Raw genomic sequence first — 18,038 nt, 5'->3', positions numbered from 1 at the left:
TTTGACAAAGGCGTGACGAACGGATGACGGGAGGGGGCGTGGGGGAACTGGCCAACCACAGCGGTGCGCGCAAGCGGGCGACGCAGGGCGACGTGTTTCTCGCGGCGGACGTCGGCGGCACGCATGCGCGTATCGGGCTGGTCAGCCAGCACCCGGACGGCACGCGCCCGGTCACCGTGCTGCAGTACCACCGCTACGCCTGCGCCGAATGGCCGAGCCTCACGGCCGTGCTCAAGGATTTCGTCGGCCAGCTCGACCGCTCCGTGCACGTCGATCGTTGCGCCGTGGCCAGCGCCGGCTATGTGCTCGGCGACGCCATCGTCAACGACAACCTGCCCTGGCCGGTGTCCATCCGCGATATCCGCGACAGCCTGGGCATCGAGCAGCTCGCCGTCATCAACGATTTCGAGGCGGTGGCCTATGCCACCCAGTTCCTGCAGCAGGCGGACACCACGCCGGTGATCGAGACCAGCGCGCCGCCCGCGACCGGTCCGGTGCTGGTGATGGGCCCGGGTACCGGCCTGGGTTCGGCCGTGCTGTTGCCGGGCCATCCGCACGCCACCGTGCTGGCTACCGAAGCGGGGCAGATCGCGCTGGCGCCGGGCAACGAGCGCGAGATCGAGATCCTGCGCTGGCTCGCCCGCGACCGCGCCTACGTATCCTTCGAGCATGCCCTGTCCGGCCCGGGCCTGCTCAATCTCTATCGGGCGATCTGCGACCTGCGCAAGCAGGCGCCGACGCTGGCCCTGCCCAGCCAGGTGACCCAGGCGGCGCTGGAACGCAGCGACGCGGCGGCCATCGAGGCGCTGGACGTTTTCTGCAGTCTGCTCGGAAGTTTTGTCGGCGACCTGACGCTCCTTTACGGCGCGCGCGGCGGCGTGTTCCTGGCCGGCGGCATCCTGCCGCAGATCCGCGATGTGCTCCTCGCCAGCCAGTTCCGGCAGCGCTTTTTCAACAAGGGCGTGATGCGCGCCTTCTTGCAGCAGGTTCCCGTACGACTGATGGAACACGGCCAGCTCGGTGTGATCGGCGCGGCCGGTCTGTATCTGGACGGGCAACACGTACGGCCAGGGGAGAACGCAGCACCGACGTAACACCGCAGCACCCGTTGCATTGAGTTGCATTGAACCGGGCGCAAGCCCAGACAGCCAAGCCGCAGCCGGACGACCCACATACATCCGCTGCCGATACGCCTTCGAGGGGAGGAAACCATGTCACATCGTAAAACTCTGCTAGCAGCAAGCATCATCGCCGGGCTGTGTCTGTCCGGTTCCGTGTTCGCCGCTGATACCGCGCAGGCGCCGCAGTCCGGCCCGGCCGCAGCTGCCCAGGACAATGCCCAGACCGCGGCCGAGAAGGCCAAGGCCAAGGAGCTCGGCACGGTTACCGTGGTCGGCATCCGCGATTCGGAAGCCGAGTCGCTGAACCTGAAGAAGGCTGCCGACTCGCACGTTGAAGTGATCACCGCCGAAGACATCGGCAAGCTGCCGGCCAAGAACGTGGCCGACACGCTGCAGCGCCTGCCTGGCGTCAACATCAGCTCGTCCAGCGCCAGCGAAGGCGGCTTCGACGAAAACGACCGCGTCAGCCTGCGCGGCACCAACCCGAGCATGACCCAGACCCTGGTCAACGGTCATACCGTGGGTACCGGCGACTGGTTCGTGCTGAGCCAGGTGCAGACCGTGGGCCGCAGCGTGAGCTACAGCCTGCTGCCGGCCGAAGTCGTCAGCGAAGTCGTCGTGCACAAGTCGTCGGAAGCCAAGCTGCAGGAAGGCGGCAGCGCCGGTACGGTCGACATCATCACCCGCAAGCCGCTGGAGTTCGCGCAGCAGTTCACCGCCCAGGGCAGCATCGGCGGCGTCTATTCCGACCTGCCGGGCGACACCAAGCCGCAGTTCAACGGCCTGGTCAACTGGAAGACCGACGACAACAAGTTCGGCGTCATGGTGCAGGCCTTCTACGAGAAGCGCAGCCTGCAGCGCGATGGCCAGGAAATCGTGGGTGGCTACAACCAGATCGGCGCCGGCAGCGCCATCGCCACGGCCCATCCGGACCTGGCGGGCGTGTACTACCCGAACCTGATCGGCCAGACCCTGTTCACCCAGACGCGTACGCGCAAGGGCGGCACGGTTGACCTCGAGTGGAAGCCGCTCGACAACCTGACCCTGAACCTCAACAGCTTCTATTCGGACCTCAAGGCCGACAACTACAACCGCAACTACATGCTGTGGTCCAGCCAGTTCGTCGGTGGTGGTGCGGGCCTGCAGCCGGGTTATGTGGTCAAGAACAATGTGCTGACCAACGCGACGTTCGCGCCGCAGCCGGGCAGCACCACGCCGTACGGCGTGTACGACATGATCTCCCGCCCGGGTGCCTCCTCGTCCTCCAAGTACACCACGCTTGATGCCGAATGGCGCGCCAACGACCACCTGACCTTCACCGGCCAGATCGGTACCACCACCGGCAAGGGCAACAGCGACCACCAGGACGTCAGCGAGTTGGGCTTCGGCGCCGGCGCCGGCGCCAGCTGGAGCATGCGCGGCACCGGTCAGCCGACCAACTGGTCCATCGGCGGCGACAACACCACGCCGTCGGGCATCATTCCGTCGGCCGGCTGGATCTTTGGCGACCAGGACATCCACGTCAAGGACAAGGAAGACTTCTACCAGGCTGACGGCGAGTGGGCCGTCGACAGTTCGCCGATCTTCCTCAACACGCTCGACTTCGGCGTTCGCTATTCCGACCACACGCGCGAGAACAAGACCGACATCGGCCAGGGCCCGACGGGCGACTGGACCAACCCGGCCAACTATCCGAAGAGCTGGTCGAACTACCCGAGCGGCTTCAATGGCGACCTCGGCGTGAACGGCCCGGGCCCGGCGTGGTACTACAGCCCGGGTGCGCTGGCCGCGTTCGACTCCCAGTTCGCCAACCGCAACCCGGTGACGCGCTTCAACTGGCAGAACATCTACAAGGTCAACGAGAAGGACACGGCGGCCTACGTGCAGGCGAACTTCAGCGGCGATCGCTGGAGCGGCAACGTCGGCATGCGCTACGTCTATACCAAGGAAGACATCAACTACAACTCCAGCGCGGTGTCGCAGTACACAACGGCCGGCCCGATCACCGGTTCGGCGTTCGGTGACTACTACGTCAACACGTACAACCACAGCTACGACAAGTTCCTGCCGAGCGTGAACTTCAAGTTCAACCTGACGGATGACCTGCTGGCGCGCTTCAATGCCTCGCAGACCATGACCCGTCCGGACTACTCCGCGCTGGCCGGCTCGTATTCGCTGGATGACTTGACCCACACCGGCAGCGGCGGCAACCCGCAGCTGAAGCCGCTCATCTCGACCAACTTCGAGGGCGCGCTGGAGTGGTACTTCGCACCGCGCGGCCTGGTGTCGGCCGGTGCGTATAGCATGCAGCTCAGCGACTACATCAACTTCGGCAACCAGAACATCCAGTTCAAGGACCAGCAGGCCAGCAACACCGCCGGCCACGATGTGTTCGCGACGTACCAGGTCAGCGTGCCGACCAACGTCGACGGCCACGTGAAGGGCGTCGAGCTGAACTACATCCAGCCGATCGGCGACAACTTCGGCGTGCAGACCAACTACACCTACGCCAGCGGTTCGGCGGAGAACGGCGCGCCGCTGCAGGGCACCTCGAAGAACACCTACAACATCTCGGGCTACTTCGAGAACCAGATGTTCAACGCCCGCGTCAGCTACACCTACCGCTCGTCGTTCTACGCAGGTGTCAGCCGTACCGACACCTTCTACCAGGCGGGCATCGGCAACCTGGCGGCCTCGTTCGGCTACAACATCACCTCGTGGATGTCGCTCACGCTGGACGCGATGAACCTCAACAACCCGAAGCTCAAGTACTACACGGTCAATCCGGCCTACGGCAAGCAGCCGTATGCGTTCTACGTGAACGGCCGCCAGTACTACCTGAACCTCCGTTTCAAGATCTAACTTAAGGCTTCCTCCCCGCCAACGGGCCCGGCACGCTTGCCGGGCCCGATTTTTCATCGGCGGTCTGCAACAGATCCGGGCATGAGGTCGATGGCATGAAGCAATGTCGCCGTCTCGCGGTTGCGCTGGCGTTCGTGGTGAACACGGCCAGCGCCTCGCCACGGGTGACTACGGCCTCCGCCTGTCGCAGCAGAACCTCACCCGTTACTTCCTTACGCAACAGCTTCCGCTGGCGGCCTGGAGCCTGCTGCGCACCTGGCAGGAGCTGCACGCGGAACCCGATCCCAGCTTCCGCGCCAGCCTGCAGGCCTATGCGTGGAAGCCGCTGGACTGGATACTCGGCAGCCATCCGTACCATCGCAGCATGCTGATGGGCAGTGGGCATCGCAACGCGCGGTACATGTGCCTGGAGTCCCATACCTATATCCATGCAGCGGACGCCATCATCAACGGCATCACCAGCGGGCCGTCCCATGAGGACGGCATCGCCTTCGACCTGGGCTACGCGCAGGCGGGCAAGGACGAAGACTGGCGCTGGACCGGGCAATGGCTGCCGCGCGCTGCATGGTATGTGCTTGCCATCAACTTTCCCCATGACTGACGCATTCGCAGCGAGACCTCGATGAGAAAGATGCGCACCGTTGTTTGCCTTGCCCTCGCGGGCTTCGCCGCGCTCGCCCACGGCACGGGCGCCACCGTGGACGTGATCCCGATGCCGGCCCAGGTCACTGTCGCCGGCGATGCGTTCACCGTCAGCGCGCAGACCCCGATCGTGGTGGATGCGGACGACGTGGCCGCACGGCGCACGGCCGACTACCTGGCAGCGCTCACCGCGCGTACGCGCCACCTGTCGTTGCAGGTGACCAATGGACCGGCGCAGGGACCGGCCATCGTGTTGAAGCGGGACGCGCAGGCCCCGGTGTCCCATGCGGAGGGTTATGCGCTCGACGTCACCTCGCAGGGCATCCGCGTGGTGGCGCGTGAGGAGGCTGGCCTGTTTTACGGCGCGATCACCGCCTGGCAACTGCTGAGCCCCGCGCATGGCAGCGGCGACGTGCAGGTGCCGGCCGTGCATATCCGCGACGAGCCGCGCTTTGCCTGGCGCGGATTGATGCTCGATTCCGCGCGCCACTTCCAGACCACCGCCGAAGTGCGCACGATCATCGACCAGATGGCACAGCACAAGCTCAACGTGCTGCATTGGCATCTCACCGACGACCAGGGCTGGCGCATCGAGATCAAGCGCTATCCCGAGCTGACCCGCATCGGTGCCTGGCGCACGCCGCCCGGCGCTGCCGAAGGCGTACCGGCCACGCGCTACGGCGGCTTCTACACGCAGGACGACATCCGCGCCATCGTCGCCTACGCCGCCGACCGCCACATCGTGGTCGTGCCGGAAATCGACATGCCGGGCCATGCGCAGGCGGCCGTGGCGTCGTACCCGGAACTGGGCGTCACCGGCAAGCGTCCGCCGGTGTCTCCCGACTGGGGCGTCAACCCGTATCTCTACAACGTCGACGACGCAACCGTGCATTTCCTGCAGAACGTGCTCGACGAGGTGATGGCGCTGTTTCCCTCCACCTACATCCACGTGGGTGGCGACGAGGCGGTGAAGGACCAGTGGAAGGCTTCGGCCGCGGTGCAGGCGCGCATGCGCGCGCTGGGGCTCAAGAGCGAAAACGCCATGCAAAGCTGGTTCATCGGGCAGATGGGCCAGTACCTCAACGCGCACGGTCGACGCCTGATCGGCTGGGACGAGATCCTCGAGGGCGGCCTGCCGGCCAGCGCGACGGTGATGTCCTGGCGCGGCACGCAGGGCGCCATCGCCGCGGCGAAGCAGGGGCATGACGTGGTGCTGTCGCCGGCGCCGCAGCTGTACCTGGACCAGATGCAGAGCGACCGCGCCGACGAGACCACCGGACGCCTGCCTTCGATGTCGCTGGAAAGCTACTACGCCTTCGAGGCCGTGCCGAAGCAGCTCAGCGCCGCGCAGGCGCAGCACGTGCTGGGCATGCAGGCGAACATGTGGACCGAACACATGCCCACCATCCGCCACGTCGAGCACGCGGTGTTCCCGCGCATGGACGCACTGGCGGAATCCGCCTGGACGCCGGTGGCATCACGCGACTGGCATGGCTTCCTCGACCGCCTGCCCACGCAGCTGGCGCACTACCGCGCACAGGACATCGGCTACGCCGACAGCGCGTTTGCCGCCACCATCGAGGTAGACCGCAATGCGGCGATCGCCAGTGGCCGGGCCAGCGTGACGCTGTCCAACCAGGCGAAGACCGGCAGCCTGCACTACACGACCGACGGCAGCCTGCCGACGGCCAGCTCGCCGCTGTACATCACGCCATTCAGCGTGAGCCTGCCGACCACGGTGAAGGCCGTGGCGCTGGGTCCCGATGGCACGCAACTCGCGGCGCCGCGCGAGCGCGTGCTGGACGTCGCCAGCCTCAACACGCGCAGCACCGGCGAGCTGGAGAATTGCCCCGGCAGTGATTTCCGCCTGCGCGTGCAGCCCACGCCCGATGCCACCACGTTGGCGCCGACCTACCTCATCAACGTGTTCGACAATTGCCGCCTGTACCGCACGGCGAAACTCGACGGCGTGGGCGCCATTCGCGTCGACACCGTCCGTCTTCCGCGCAATTACCAGCTGGCCCACGACCAGAAACTGGTGGTGGCGCACAAGGCGGGCACGCTGCAGGGCGAGCTGGTCGTGCATCTGGATAGCTGCAAGGGCAGGGTGCTCGCCACGCTGCCGCTGCCCAAGGACGGTCCGGCCACGTTTTCGCTGCAGGGCGCGCTGGCCCGGCAAGCGGGCGTGCATGACCTCTGCCTGGTGTTCACCTCGCCCATCAGCGGACCGCTCTACGGCATCGGCGCCGCCGCGTTGCTGCCCGCAGCCGACAGCGCCGGGACGAAGCGATGAGCAACATGCTGCGCCGCCTGGCGTCGGTCGATGCGCTGCGTGGCTGCACTGTCGCCGCGATGTTGCTGGTGAACGATCCCGGCGACTGGGACCATGTCTACTGGCCGCTGGAGCATGCGCAATGGAACGGCTGCACGCCGACGGACCTGGTGTTCCCGTTCTTCCTGTTCGTCGTTGGCGTATCGATCGCCCTGGCGATCACGCCGCGCGTGGAACAGGGCGCGGACAAGGGTGCCCTCACGCGCGCCGCGTTGAAGCGTGCATTGCGCATCCTGCTGCTTGGCGTGGCCATCAATGTGCTGGCGTGGCTGATCATGCCGGACGCGCACCTGCGCTTTCCCGGCGTGCTGCAGCGTATCGGCGTGTGTTTTGCCGGCGCGGCGCTGTTTGCCATCCACACCGGGCCGCGGACGCAATGGGCCGCCATCGTGGCGATCCTGCTCGGCTACTGGGCCCTGCTGGTGGGGGGTGGTTCGCTGGAACCGTTCGTCAATATCGTCAGCCGCACCGACTTCGCCATCTTCGGCCGCTTTGTCTACCTGATCGATCCGGCCACCGGACTGGGCCATGACCCCGAAGGTTTGCCGGGCTGTATCCCGTCACTGGCCACGAGCCTGCTCGGCCTGCGTGCCGGCCAGTGGCTGCGCGAGGAAAAGATGAAGCCGCTGCTGCTGGCGGGTGTGGCCTCGGTGGTGCTTGGCCTGGCGTGGTCGCTGCTGCTTCCGCTCAACAAGAACCTGTGGACCTCGTCCTTCGTGCTGTGGACGGCCGGCTGGGCCGCACTCGCGCTGGTGCTGTTCCATGTGCTGGTCGACCAGCGCGGCTGGCCTGCCATCGGCCGCCGCTTCGGCGTCAACGCGGTCGCCGCCTATGCCGGCTCCGAACTGATGCAGATCCTGTTGCCCGGACTAGGCATCCAGGATCCGCTCTATCAGCACGCGTTCGCCGGCTGGATCACGCCGCTGGCTGGTCCCCGGGTGGCCTCGCTCGCCTTCGCCTTGGTGTTCGTGGCCGTGTGGTGGCTGATCGTCTACGCGATGGACCGACGCCGCCTGTACATCAAGCTCTAGGCCGCCCGGCGGCCTTCAGCGCTTCGCGTCGAAGCCTCCGGAATGCCTGCCCGAGTCCAGGCGCGGGCGGGGCGTTCCTGTCTGGCCCGCCAGGGTCAATCACTGTCCGGCTCTCGCGCACGTAGGGTTTGGCGCATAGAGCGCAGGTCATCGGCCGCAAGGGCTTGACTTGCATCATAAAGTTGCAAATGCGAATCACTATCACTTAATATTCGCGGCGTCGCTTGTGCCTTTCCAGGGAGAGTTATGTCGCACACGTCAGCCCGCCGTCGGAGCGGCATCGTCGCCGCGTTCGCGCTGTTCGCCGCGATGCTTGGCCACGCGCCTGCCGCCATGGCCGAAGAGAGCCAGTTCGGTTACGTCTACACGACCGACCTGTTGCCGCAGGGCGCCAAGGAAGTCGAGCAGTGGGCGACCTGGCGTCACCAGAAAGTCGCCGGCTACTTCGACCAGCTCGATGGCCGCACCGAATTCGAATACGGCCTCACCGACCGGCTGCAGGTGGCGTTCTACGCCAACTACACCTGGGCGCGCGCCTATCACAACGGACCGTTCGCCGAGACGACGCCGCCGGAGCCGCTGTCCTACGACAAGCCCGGCCCCGACGACCATTACAACGCCACGCGCTTCGTGGGCTTCTCGGGTGAGGCGATCTATCGCCTGTGGAGTCCCTACAACGATCCGCTCGGCGTCGCGGTGTATATCGAGCCGACCGTGGGCCCGGCGTTCCGCGAGCTGGAGGCCAAGCTGATCCTGCAGAAGAACTTCCTCGACGATCGCCTGGTGACTGCCTTCAACTTCACCTATGCGCCCGAATGGCGCTACGACACCGTCGAAGGCGACCCCACGCGCAAGGCCTGGGGCTACGAAACCGACGTGAACCTCAATATCGCCGCGTCGTATCGTTTCGCGCCGAACTGGTCGGCTGGCTTCGAGTTCCTCAACGAACACGAATACAACAGCTACAACTTCAGCAAGGAATCGAACGACGGGTACTTCTTTGGTCCCGTCATCCATTACGGCGGCAAGAACTTCTTTGTCACGGCGACTCTTCTCGAGCAGCTGCCGTGGGCCTCGTCGCATTCCGACACGGTGCCCGGCGCCATCGTCGGCGGACGCATCTACGACAACGACTTCGAGAAATACCGCGTACGCATCAAGGCCGGCTGGTACTTCTGAGGTGACTGTATGAAATCGCGATTCCTGCTCATTCCCGCTTACGCACTCGTCATCAGCGCCCCGGTGCAGGCCACGGTCTACATGAGCGTGGAACAGGCACAGGCGGTGATGTTCCCCGGCGCCACCTTCGCGCCCGACTTCCTCACGCTGACGCCGGCGCAGATGAAGGCGATCGAGAAGGCCACCGACGTCAATGTGCTGTCGCCCGACGTGAAGGTGTGGAAGGTTTCCTCCGGTGGCTGGTTCATCGCCGACCAGGTGGTCGGCAAGCACGAATTCATTCCGTTCGCCGTGGCGATCGACGCCCAGGGCGCGGTGAAGTCGGTCGAGATTCTCGAGTACCGCGAAACCTACGGTGACCAGGTGCGCAACGAATCGTGGCGCGCACAATTCACCGGCAAGACCAGGGAGGCACCGCTCAAGATCGGCGATGACATCAAGAACATCTCCGGGGCCACGCTGTCGAGCCGCCACATTACCGACGGCGTCAAGCGCCTGCTTGCGACCTACGCCCTTGTTCTCGCCAATCCGAACCATTGAGCGCGCGCGCCCGCTGCTCGGCACGACGGTAAGCGTCAGTGTCCGGTGTGCGGACGAAGCGCAAGCCCACGAGGCGATCAGCGCTGCGTTCGCGGCGATTGCCCGCGTGCATGCGCTGATGAGCTTCCACGATGCCGGCAGCGATCTTGCGCGATTGCATGCCGCAGCTCCGGGCGAGCGCATTGTCATCGATGCACAGACGGCCGATGTGCTGCGCGAAGCGCTGCGGCTTTCCGAGCTGACCGATGGCGCCTTCGACGTGACCGTCGCAGCGCAACTGGTGGAGCGCGGCTTGCTGCCGACACCCGCCGGTGCCGCCATGGCTGATGCCGCAGCCAGCTGGAGGGACATCGAGCTCGACCGCGATCACGGCGTCCGTCGACGACGTGCGTTGTGGATCGACCTTGGCGGCATCGCCAAGGGGTATGCGGTCGACCGCGCCGTCCAAGCCTTGCGCGCACATGGCATGGTGCACGGCTGCGTCAATGCCGGCGGTGACCTGCGCACGCTGGGCGAGGGACCGCATCGCGTGGCGATTGCCACCGATGAGGCCAGTCCGTCCTACCAGCCCGTGCTTGAACTGGGCGAGGCCGCGGTGGCCACCAGCAGCGGCCGACCCTACGTCCAGGCGGGTTCTGGCCCGCATGTCGACGGGCAGCGGCGCGGCAGCATGGGCCTGGCCCAGGTAGCGACCGTGGTGGCCGCCGATTGCATGCACGCCGATGCACTCACCAAGGTCGTCATGGCCCTCGGCACGCGAAGTGCCGAGTTGCTCCGGCAGTTCGGTGCCGTCGCCCACCTGCAGGATGCGAGCGGGCAGTGGACCCACATCGGGGGTGCCTCGTGAAGACGCACCCGTTGCCGCATGCCGTGGTGGGCCAACACCGCGCGCCGTTGCGGCTGTCGCGCCATCGCCGATACCTGGTGTACGGCATTGGCTGGACGCTATGGCTGAGCGGCGCGCTGTGGCTGGTGTTCCACTATGCGCTGCTGCGCAAGGGCGAGTTCGGCGACGAGCCCCATCCGCTGGAGGCATGGTGGCTGCGGCTGCATGCCGCCATGGCATTTGCCGCGCTGTGGAGCTTCGGCCTGGTCTGGGGCGTGCACATCGTGGCCGGTTGGCGCACGCGCCGCCAGCGGCTGTCCGGCGGCCTGTCGGCCGGCCTGCTGGCCTGGCTGTCGCTGACCGGCTATCTGCTCTACTACCTCACCGACGACCATTGGCGTGGCATCAGCGCCGTGGCCCACTGGGCGATGGGCCTGGCATTGCCCGCCTTGCTCGCGCTCCACATCGTGCAGGGGCGCCGCCGCCAGCAGCACCGTTGAAGCCGATGCTTGGCTTCTTCGCCTTGGCGGTCGCGCCCCCGCGCCATGCTCAGGGTGTGGGTGCCGCGCTGCGTGCCGTACCTGCATCGGCGGGAAAATCCATCTGGCTCGCACCGTAGGGCGCGCGCAGCGCGCCGCGGGCAAAGTCAAGCGTCATGCGCATGTAGCCTTCCGGTTGCCTGGTGGAAAGCCGCGTGCCGTCGGGCGCCAGTTCGAACTCGTACATGCCGTGTTCGGCGTGGGCAAACAGCGCCGTCGTGATGGGCCTGCCCTTGGCCTGCAGCGCGTGCAGGCGGCGCAGCGTTTCCCTGCTGGGTGCATCGATGTCGTCCTCGGCCAGCATCCACAACTGCGGCGTACCGAGTGTTTCGAGCACCGGCATGGCGTCGTAATGCCACGGCGTGCCGAACATGTATGCCTTGCCCTTCTCGCGGATCTCGTCGGCGGTGTAGGGCAGCACGAGATAACTGAAGTCGCCGCGCACGTCCTTGTACCAGGGCTCGTTGCGGTACTTCGCGCGCGCGGCATCGAGCTGGTCGAAGCCTTGCGTTAGATGGCTGGAGAGGATCAGCCCGACCGCATCGGAAAGCTCCCAGGCCTTGTCGATGGTGGCCTGGTCGTAACCCTTCAGCTGCAGCTGAAACGCCACGGCTTCGCGATCCTCCTCCAGCGGCGAAATGGCCAGGCCATAACCCACCATCACGAAATCGACCCTGGTCCGGGTGGCGGCGAGCGGCGCCACCCAGCCGCCCTGGCTGCCGCCGCGATAGCCCACGCGGCCCGCGCGCGGGCCGGCGAGCCGGCGCGCTTCCGCCACCGCCGCCACTGCGTCGTTGGCGAGCACGCTGTAGTCCTGCGTGTACTTGCCTTCCGACTCGCCGGTGCCGCGCTTGTCGTAGACGAACGCGCCCACGCCTTCGGCGGGCAGCTGCCGTTGCATGGCGTCGTCAACGCGGGCGGAGCTGGTTTCCGATCCATGCACGAGTACGACGATGGGTACCTTGCCCTTGCCGGCGGGAAGGATCAGGCGACCGGCCAGCCGGGTGCCGCCTTCGCCCGTGAACACGCCGTCGTGGACCTCGAGCGCGATGCGTTGGCCCTTGACGCCGCCGAAGGTGAGGCTGCCCTTGGCGCAATCGGTAAACACCACGTCCTTGCCGTCGGGGCGATCCGTCCAGCCGGTCGTGCTGGTCCAGGCGTCGTTGGCGCCGCGCGTCAGTTTGCCGGTGGTGCCGTCGATGCGTCGCCAGCGCAGGTCGGCGCCCTTGGCCGGTCCGATGTCGAGCGAGCCGCCATCGGCGAGCCGATACGCACCGACATGGCAATCGGACGCGGGGAGGGCGCTGCCCATGAGGGCGGCAAAAAGCACGGTGAGCATGGTCGACATCCGTTTCTGGGGATCCGCAGCCACGCTAGCACCGGCCCGGGCCCACACCATTGGCCGCAAGTCATGCCTGCCCCATCAGTCATGCCTTGCCGTGGGCAGTCCCGCGGTCCGCGGCATGCGTTGCATGCGGCCGTCGTTCGCCACGATGATGGACAGGGGGCCGTCCACGATGGGTGGATGTCTTGCGCCGCAGCGGCGTGATGGAAGGCGCGACAGGGGTTGGACATGGTTGGTCGGGGTTGGCTCACCGTTTTGGCTACAGGCATCCTGCTGATGGGCATCGAGGCAAATGCAAAAGAGCCGCCGCTGGCGGCCAGGGTGCTGGTGATCGGCCATCGCGGCGCCAGCGCGCAGCGCCCCGAACACACGCTGGCGTCGTACGCCAAGGCGATTGCCGACGGTGCCGACTACATCGAGCCCGACCTGGTCATGACGCGCGATGGCGTGCCGGTCGCGCGGCACGAGAACGAGATAAGCAGCACCACGGATGTGGCCGCGCACGCGGAGTTTGCCTCGCGCAAGACCACCAGGGCCATCGACGGCCACGAGGTGACCGGCTGGTTCACCGAGGATTTCACGCTCGACGAACTCAAGACGCTGCGTGCACGCGAACGGCTGCCGCAGATCCGCAGCATCGCCTACGACGGCAAGTTCCAGGTGCCCACGCTGGACGAAATCATCGACTTCGTGGCGGCCGAATCGGCCACGCGCAACCGCGTGATCGGCATCATCCCCGAGATCAAGCACGGCACGTATTTCCAGAAGATCGGCCTGCCGATGGAAGACCGCGTGCTGGCCATCCTTGCCGCGCACGACTACACGCGCGTCGCGCCGGTGGAGATCCAGTCGTTCGAGATCGCCAACCTGCGCTACCTGCGCGGCAGGCTCGGCAACAACCATCCGAACATCCGCCTGCTCCAGTTGCTCGACAACGCGGGCGCGCAACCTTATGACGTGGTGGCCGCCGGCGGCAGACTGAGCTACGGCGAGATGATGACGCCGGCGGGCTTGCGCGACATCGCTGCCTACGCCAACGCCATTGGCCCGAACATCCGCGCCATCATTCCGCTCGCTGCCGACGGCACGCTCGGCCAGCCTACCTCGCTCGTGCACGACGCGCATGCGGTGAAGCTGGAGCTGCATCCGTACACGTTCCGGCCGGAAAACCAGTTCCAGGCGAAGAACTTCTGGAAGGGCAGCGACCCGGCCACGCTCAACGCCGCCGGCTCGGTGGCCGAGATACGCGCGTATCTCGATGCGGGCATCGATGCGTTCTTCACCGACGATCCGGCGCTGGGCCGCAAGGCGCTGGACGGCCGCTGACGCCGCACGTTCGCCTGTTTGACCTTGCCGGCAACCCCGGCCGGGTCCGGGCGTTCTAAGATCGCGATGCATCGAGGGCAGGGGAATCGCGCATGTCTGTTTCAAACGCCAGGGCGGCCGTGTTGCCGTCGTGGAATCACAACGGCGCAGTCGCGCTCGCCGCCATCGGCGCGATCGTGGGCGCCCTGCTGGCCGCGCCGGGCATGGCCGATGGCTGGCAATGGCTGCACTGGACCTGCAAGCCGCTGGCGACCGTGCTGATCCTGCTGATGGCGTGGCGTACGGCGGTGCCGTTGTCGGCGCGCTACCGGCGCTGGATCACCATCGGCATGCTGTTTTCCCTCGCCGGCGACGTGTTTCTCATGCTGCCCCGCGATGCGTTCGTGCCGGGGCTGGTGGCGTTCCTGCTCGCACACGCCTGCTTCATCCGGGCCTTGCTGGACGACGTGCGGTTCGCGCCGCGGCCGCTGGCCCTGCTGGCCTGCCTCGCGTATGGCGCGCTCAACCTGTGGGCACTCTGGCCCTCGTTGCCGCCGCCGCTCCATACGCCGGTGGTGGTCTACGTCGCGGTGCTCGCGGCCATGGCTGGCCAGGCGCTGTCTCGCGCCTGGTGGCACGCGGCCGGCGACCTGGCGGAGCCGTCGCGGTGGGCGGCGATCGGCGCGTCGATCTTCATGTTCAGCGATACACTCATTGCCTGGAACCGGTTCCGCGTCACCATTCCGCTGGCGGCGATGTGGATCCTGGCAACCTACTACGTGGCGCTGTGGTGTCTGGCGCGCTCGGTCCGTCGGCTGGAAAAACACGCGTGAACATGCAGGAAATCATCATTACCTGGGCGACGCCGGTGTTCTTTGCGCTGATCGCGCTGGAGCTGCTGGTGGCCCGGTTGCGCGGACGCGTCGTGTATCACGGCACCGATGCCATCAACAGCCTCGGCCTGGGCGTGATCTCGCAGATCGTGGCCGTGTTCAGCAAGCTGCTGACGTTCGGCATCTATGCGTGGTGCGCGCAGCACCTTGCCCTGTTCGCCTTGCCTGCAGGCAGCGCCTGGGTATGGGTCAGCGCCTTGCTGTGCTACGACTTCTGCTACTACTGGCTGCACCGCGCGGGCCACGAGGTGAACATCCTCTGGGCGGCGCACGTGGTGCATCACCAGAGCGAGGACTACAACCTGAGCACCGCGCTGCGCCAGACCGGCAGCGGCGTGCTGCTGGGCTGGCTGTTCTATCTGCCGATGGCCGTCGTCGGCTATCCGCTGGAAGTGTTCGTGGTAGTGGCGCTGATCGACCTGTTGTACCAGTTCTGGGTGCATACGGAGCTGGTTGGCCGGCTCGGCTGGTTCGACCGCGTGTTCTGTTCGCCGTCCAACCATCGCGCGCACCACGCCGTGAATGACAAATACCTGGACCGGAACTATGGCGGCATCCTGATCGTGTGGGACCGCCTGTTCGGCAGCTTCGTCGAGGAGGACGACAACGAGCCGCCGGTCTACGGCACGCGCTCGCCGCTGCGCAGCTGGAACCCGCTGTGGGCCAACGCCGAGGTCTACTGGGCCACGCTGCAGGACGCGTGGCATGCGCGACGCTGGCGCGACAAGCTGCTGGTGTGGCTCAAGCCACCGGGCTGGCGGCCGGCCGACGTCGCGGCGCGCTTTCCCAAGCCCGCTTTCGATCTCCGCCGCGAGCGGTTCACGCCGCCGCTGTCGCGTGGGCTCACCGCGTACAGCCTCGTGCAGTTCGCGCTGCTGCTGGCGATGGGCGTGCATTTCCTCGACCTGGCCAAGCACCTGCCGGCCGGCTCGCTGGTGGGCTATGCGGTGTTCCTGCTGCTCAGCCTCTATGCGCTCGGCGTGCTGACCGAAGGCCGGCGCAGCGGCCTGGTCCTGGAAGGGCTGCGCCTGCTGGTGACCGCGTGCATCCCCTTGTTCACGGGCGACTGGTTCGGCGTGACCCATCTGGACGTCCGCGCGATCGCCGCGCTCGTGGCCATTCCCGTGCTCAGTGCCCTGGCGCTGGGCTGGCTCGCGCTCGGCGCACGTGGGCAGGCCGGCAGCGGCAAACCCATTCCCGGTTGAGCGCAGGCAAGGGCTCGCGCAGCTGCAGCATGGCAGTGGCGGGGGCATTCGCTATGATCGCGGCTCGTTTCCCGGGGATGAGCTGATGGGTGTCTTGAACAAGTTGGTGCGCCACAAGCCTGTGGAGCTGTTGCAGGCCGAGGCTGGCAAGCGGGGGGACTTCCGGCGCGTGCTGGGTCTGTGGCAGCTCACGGCCATCGGCATCGGCGGCATCATCGGCGTGGGCGTGTTCGTGCTGGCGGGCCAGCAGGCGGCGATCAATGCCGGCCCGGCCGTGGCGCTGTCGTTCCTCATCGCGGGCATCGCCAGCGCGGCGGCCGCGCTGTGCTACGCCGAGTTCGCCGGCCTGATCCCGGTCACCGGCAGCGCCTATACCTACGGCTATGCGGTGCTCGGCGAGCTGGCTGCCTGGCTGATCGGCTGGGACCTGCTGCTGGAGTACGCGCTGATCGTGGCGGTGGTGGCGATCGGCTGGTCCGGCTATGTGCAGTCGGCCCTGGCCAGCCTGGGCGTGCATCTGCCGGTCTGGGCGCGGGGCGCGATGAATCCCGACAAGCCGGGACAGGTGTTCGACGTCATTGCCGCCGGGATCACCGTGGGCGTCGCCGCGCTGCTGACCATGCGCACCGAGTGGGGTGCGCGCCTGAACACCTTCATCGTCACCATCAAGGTGCTGGCGGTGGCCCTGGTCATCGGCGTCGGCGCGTTCTACGTCAATCCTTCCAACTGGGTGCCGTTTGTTCCCCAGCGCGTGATCGGCGCGGACGGCGTGGGCCACTTCGGCCTGCAGGGCGTGGCGACCGCCGCGGCGGTGGTGTTCTTTGCAGTGTTCGGCTACGACACGCTGACCACGGCAGCCGAGGAATCGAAGAATCCCCAGCGCGACCTGCCGCGTGCGGTGCTGCTGTCGCTGGGCATCTCCATGGCGATGTACCTGGCCGTGTCGCTGGTGCTGACCGGTATCGCGCACTACAGCACGCTCAAGACCGATGCCCCGGTGGCTGACGCGTTCAAGGCGCTGGGCCTGCACTGGGTGGCGCTGACGGTTTCCGTGTCGGCGGTGTTCGGCCTGATCAGCGTGCTGTTCGCCTTCATGCTGGGCGCGGCGCGCATCTGGTTCGCGCTGGCTCGCGACGGGCTGCTGTCGGGCTGGTTCGCCAAGGTGCATCCGCGCTACGGCACGCCTTACCGGCCGACCATCGCGCTGGGCGTGTTCACCGCGCTGGTGGCGGGCTCCACGCCGATCCAGAAGGTGGCCGAACTGGTGAACATCGGCGTGCTGTCGGCCTTCATCGTGATCTGCTCCTCGGTGATCATCCTGCGCCGGCGCAAGCCCGACCTGCCGCGTTCGTTCCGCACGCCATGGGTGCCGCTGATCCCGCTGATCGGCATCGGCTTCTCCATCTGGCTGCTGTCGGAACTGCCGGTGAAGACGTGGGTGGTGTTCCTGATCTGGGTCAGCCTGGGGCTGGTGATCTATTTCAGCTACGGCATGCGCCACAGCAAGCTGGAAAAACTGCCGGGCTGAAGCGTCGGCACCGCAAATAAAAACGGCCGCACTTGCGGCCGTTTTTCTTCCTGCGCTGAACGCAAGGCTCAGAAGCGGTATTCCACCGAAGCGGAGTACGCAGCCACGTTGGTGTTTTCCTGCGGCTCGCTGGCACCGGCACGGCCGTACTTCACGTGGAAGTTGTCGTAGTTGAGCGCGAGGCTGACGTTGTGGGTGACGTCGTAACCCACGCCGGCACCGGCGTACCAGCCGTTGTTCCAGCTCTTCTCCGAGGCCGAGACGTCGCCCACGGTGACCGCGGCGGTGGTGCGCGAACGCAGGTAGCCGCCGTGGCCGGTGACGTACCAGTTGTCGAGGAAATTGTACTTGGCGGTGACGCCCAGCTGCACGGCGCGCGGCTTGGCCGAGGCGCTGGCGAAGTCGTAGTTGTTCTTCACCTTGCCAAGGTAGGCATAGCCGACTTCGGCGCCCACCAGGCCGTTCCAGCGCCAGCCGAAGCGCACGTTCTGGAACACGTCGGTCTTGTCGGAGGCGCCGCCGAGACGGTAGTTGCTCTGGCCGAGGTTGCCGGCGACGAAGAAGTTGTCGAGCTGGTTGCTCTCGTCGGCCTGGGCGGCGAACGGCGAAACAGCAGCGACGGCCAAGGCGGCCGCAATGAAAGTCTTGTTCATGGAATGCTCCATCTTTTCTTGTGATTCCGCCGCGACG

Annotated in this window: 15 protein-coding genes; 13 read left to right on the top strand and 2 right to left on the bottom strand. The window is 66.5% G+C overall.

Going from position 1 to position 18,038, the window contains the following annotated elements; translation table 11 throughout:
• Nucleotides 1-38 precede the first annotated feature (38 nt).
• The 9 genes from glk (at nt 39) to ACXU4B_RS17350 (ending at nt 11,033) form a co-directional block, all read left to right on the top strand.
• Complete coding sequence (gene glk / locus ACXU4B_RS17390) at nt 39-1,094, top strand: glucokinase (protein ID WP_425481446.1); 1,056 nt, start codon at nt 39-41, stop codon at nt 1,092-1,094.
• 117 nt (nt 1,095-1,211) lie between these two features.
• The gene (locus tag ACXU4B_RS17385) at nt 1,212-3,983 is read left to right on the top strand and encodes a TonB-dependent receptor (RefSeq protein ID WP_131413141.1); all 2,772 of its coding nucleotides are present in this window, start codon (nt 1,212-1,214) and stop codon (nt 3,981-3,983) included.
• Nucleotides 3,984-4,086: 103 nt separating this feature from the next.
• Complete coding sequence (locus tag ACXU4B_RS17380; RefSeq protein ID WP_131413143.1) at nt 4,087-4,584, top strand: hypothetical protein; 498 nt, start codon at nt 4,087-4,089, stop codon at nt 4,582-4,584.
• A gap of 30 nt (nt 4,585-4,614) precedes the next feature.
• Complete coding sequence (locus ACXU4B_RS17375; RefSeq protein ID WP_338069403.1) at nt 4,615-6,918, top strand: family 20 glycosylhydrolase; 2,304 nt, start codon at nt 4,615-4,617, stop codon at nt 6,916-6,918.
• The gene (locus ACXU4B_RS17370; RefSeq protein ID WP_205746624.1) at nt 6,915-7,988 is read left to right on the top strand and encodes an acyltransferase family protein; all 1,074 of its coding nucleotides are present in this window, start codon (nt 6,915-6,917) and stop codon (nt 7,986-7,988) included. Before ACXU4B_RS17375 ends, ACXU4B_RS17370 begins: the two co-directional genes overlap by 4 nt.
• 246 nt (nt 7,989-8,234) lie before the next feature.
• The gene (locus ACXU4B_RS17365) at nt 8,235-9,167 is read left to right on the top strand and encodes a DUF6662 family protein (RefSeq protein ID WP_131413147.1); all 933 of its coding nucleotides are present in this window, start codon (nt 8,235-8,237) and stop codon (nt 9,165-9,167) included.
• Between the two features lie 9 nt (nt 9,168-9,176).
• Nucleotides 9,177-9,707 (top strand): FMN-binding protein, encoded by a 531-nt coding sequence (locus tag ACXU4B_RS17360; protein WP_131413149.1) that lies wholly within the window; start codon nt 9,177-9,179, stop codon nt 9,705-9,707.
• Complete coding sequence (locus ACXU4B_RS17355; protein ID WP_165583261.1) at nt 9,682-10,554, top strand: FAD:protein FMN transferase; 873 nt, start codon at nt 9,682-9,684, stop codon at nt 10,552-10,554. The genes ACXU4B_RS17360 and ACXU4B_RS17355 overlap by 26 nt, the downstream gene beginning before the upstream one ends.
• Nucleotides 10,551-11,033 (top strand): hypothetical protein, encoded by a 483-nt coding sequence (locus tag ACXU4B_RS17350; protein ID WP_131413153.1) that lies wholly within the window; start codon nt 10,551-10,553, stop codon nt 11,031-11,033. Before ACXU4B_RS17355 ends, ACXU4B_RS17350 begins: the two co-directional genes overlap by 4 nt.
• 49 nt (nt 11,034-11,082) lie before the next feature.
• Here ACXU4B_RS17350 and ACXU4B_RS17345 read toward each other — a convergent pair whose 3' ends face one another.
• On the bottom strand, nt 11,083-12,411 hold the full coding sequence (locus ACXU4B_RS17345) for an alpha/beta hydrolase family protein (protein ID WP_131413155.1): 1,329 nt from the start codon (nt 12,409-12,411) through the stop codon (nt 11,083-11,085).
• Nucleotides 12,412-12,693: 282 nt separating this feature from the next.
• Between ACXU4B_RS17345 and ACXU4B_RS17340 the strand changes: the two genes are divergently transcribed.
• From ACXU4B_RS17340 to ACXU4B_RS17325, 4 genes are all read left to right on the top strand, one after another.
• Nucleotides 12,694-13,743: a glycerophosphodiester phosphodiesterase gene (locus ACXU4B_RS17340; RefSeq protein ID WP_131413157.1), complete on the top strand. Its 1,050-nt coding sequence runs from the start codon at nt 12,694-12,696 to the stop codon at nt 13,741-13,743.
• A 92-nt stretch (nt 13,744-13,835) separates the two neighbouring features.
• Complete coding sequence (locus ACXU4B_RS17335; protein ID WP_131413159.1) at nt 13,836-14,555, top strand: lysoplasmalogenase; 720 nt, start codon at nt 13,836-13,838, stop codon at nt 14,553-14,555.
• Complete coding sequence (locus ACXU4B_RS17330) at nt 14,552-15,820, top strand: sterol desaturase family protein (RefSeq protein ID WP_131413161.1); 1,269 nt, start codon at nt 14,552-14,554, stop codon at nt 15,818-15,820. Before ACXU4B_RS17335 ends, ACXU4B_RS17330 begins: the two co-directional genes overlap by 4 nt.
• 85 nt (nt 15,821-15,905) lie before the next feature.
• Nucleotides 15,906-17,348 (top strand): amino acid permease, encoded by a 1,443-nt coding sequence (locus ACXU4B_RS17325; protein ID WP_131413163.1) that lies wholly within the window; start codon nt 15,906-15,908, stop codon nt 17,346-17,348.
• Between the two features lie 68 nt (nt 17,349-17,416).
• Here ACXU4B_RS17325 and ACXU4B_RS17320 read toward each other — a convergent pair whose 3' ends face one another.
• Nucleotides 17,417-18,001: an outer membrane protein gene (locus ACXU4B_RS17320; protein ID WP_165583262.1), complete on the bottom strand. Its 585-nt coding sequence runs from the start codon at nt 17,999-18,001 to the stop codon at nt 17,417-17,419.
• Nucleotides 18,002-18,038: the final 37 nt, after the last annotated feature.

The sequence above is a fragment of the Dyella soli genome (assembly GCF_054482295.1).
This window is presented reverse-complemented; position numbering and strand designations above follow the sequence as displayed.

What these genes read in the sequence shown, in the direction of transcription:
- ACXU4B_RS17385 (WP_131413141.1), top strand. Translation starts at nt 1,212, where the DNA reads ATGTCACATCGTAAAACTCTGCTAGCAGCAAGCATCATCGCCGGGCTG.
- ACXU4B_RS17380 (WP_131413143.1), top strand. Translation starts at nt 4,087, where the DNA reads ATGTCGCCGTCTCGCGGTTGCGCTGGCGTTCGTGGTGAACACGGCCAG.
- ACXU4B_RS17375 (WP_338069403.1), top strand. Translation starts at nt 4,615, where the DNA reads ATGCGCACCGTTGTTTGCCTTGCCCTCGCGGGCTTCGCCGCGCTCGCC.
- ACXU4B_RS17370 (WP_205746624.1), top strand. Translation starts at nt 6,915, where the DNA reads ATGAGCAACATGCTGCGCCGCCTGGCGTCGGTCGATGCGCTGCGTGGC.
- ACXU4B_RS17365 (WP_131413147.1), top strand. Translation starts at nt 8,235, where the DNA reads ATGTCGCACACGTCAGCCCGCCGTCGGAGCGGCATCGTCGCCGCGTTC.
- ACXU4B_RS17360 (WP_131413149.1), top strand. Translation starts at nt 9,177, where the DNA reads ATGAAATCGCGATTCCTGCTCATTCCCGCTTACGCACTCGTCATCAGC.
- ACXU4B_RS17345 (WP_131413155.1), bottom strand. Translation starts at nt 12,411, where the DNA reads ATGCTCACCGTGCTTTTTGCCGCCCTCATGGGCAGCGCCCTCCCCGCG.
- ACXU4B_RS17340 (WP_131413157.1), top strand. Translation starts at nt 12,694, where the DNA reads ATGGGCATCGAGGCAAATGCAAAAGAGCCGCCGCTGGCGGCCAGGGTG.
- ACXU4B_RS17335 (WP_131413159.1), top strand. Translation starts at nt 13,836, where the DNA reads ATGTCTGTTTCAAACGCCAGGGCGGCCGTGTTGCCGTCGTGGAATCAC.
- ACXU4B_RS17325 (WP_131413163.1), top strand. Translation starts at nt 15,906, where the DNA reads ATGGGTGTCTTGAACAAGTTGGTGCGCCACAAGCCTGTGGAGCTGTTG.
- ACXU4B_RS17320 (WP_165583262.1), bottom strand. Translation starts at nt 18,001, where the DNA reads ATGAACAAGACTTTCATTGCGGCCGCCTTGGCCGTCGCTGCTGTTTCG.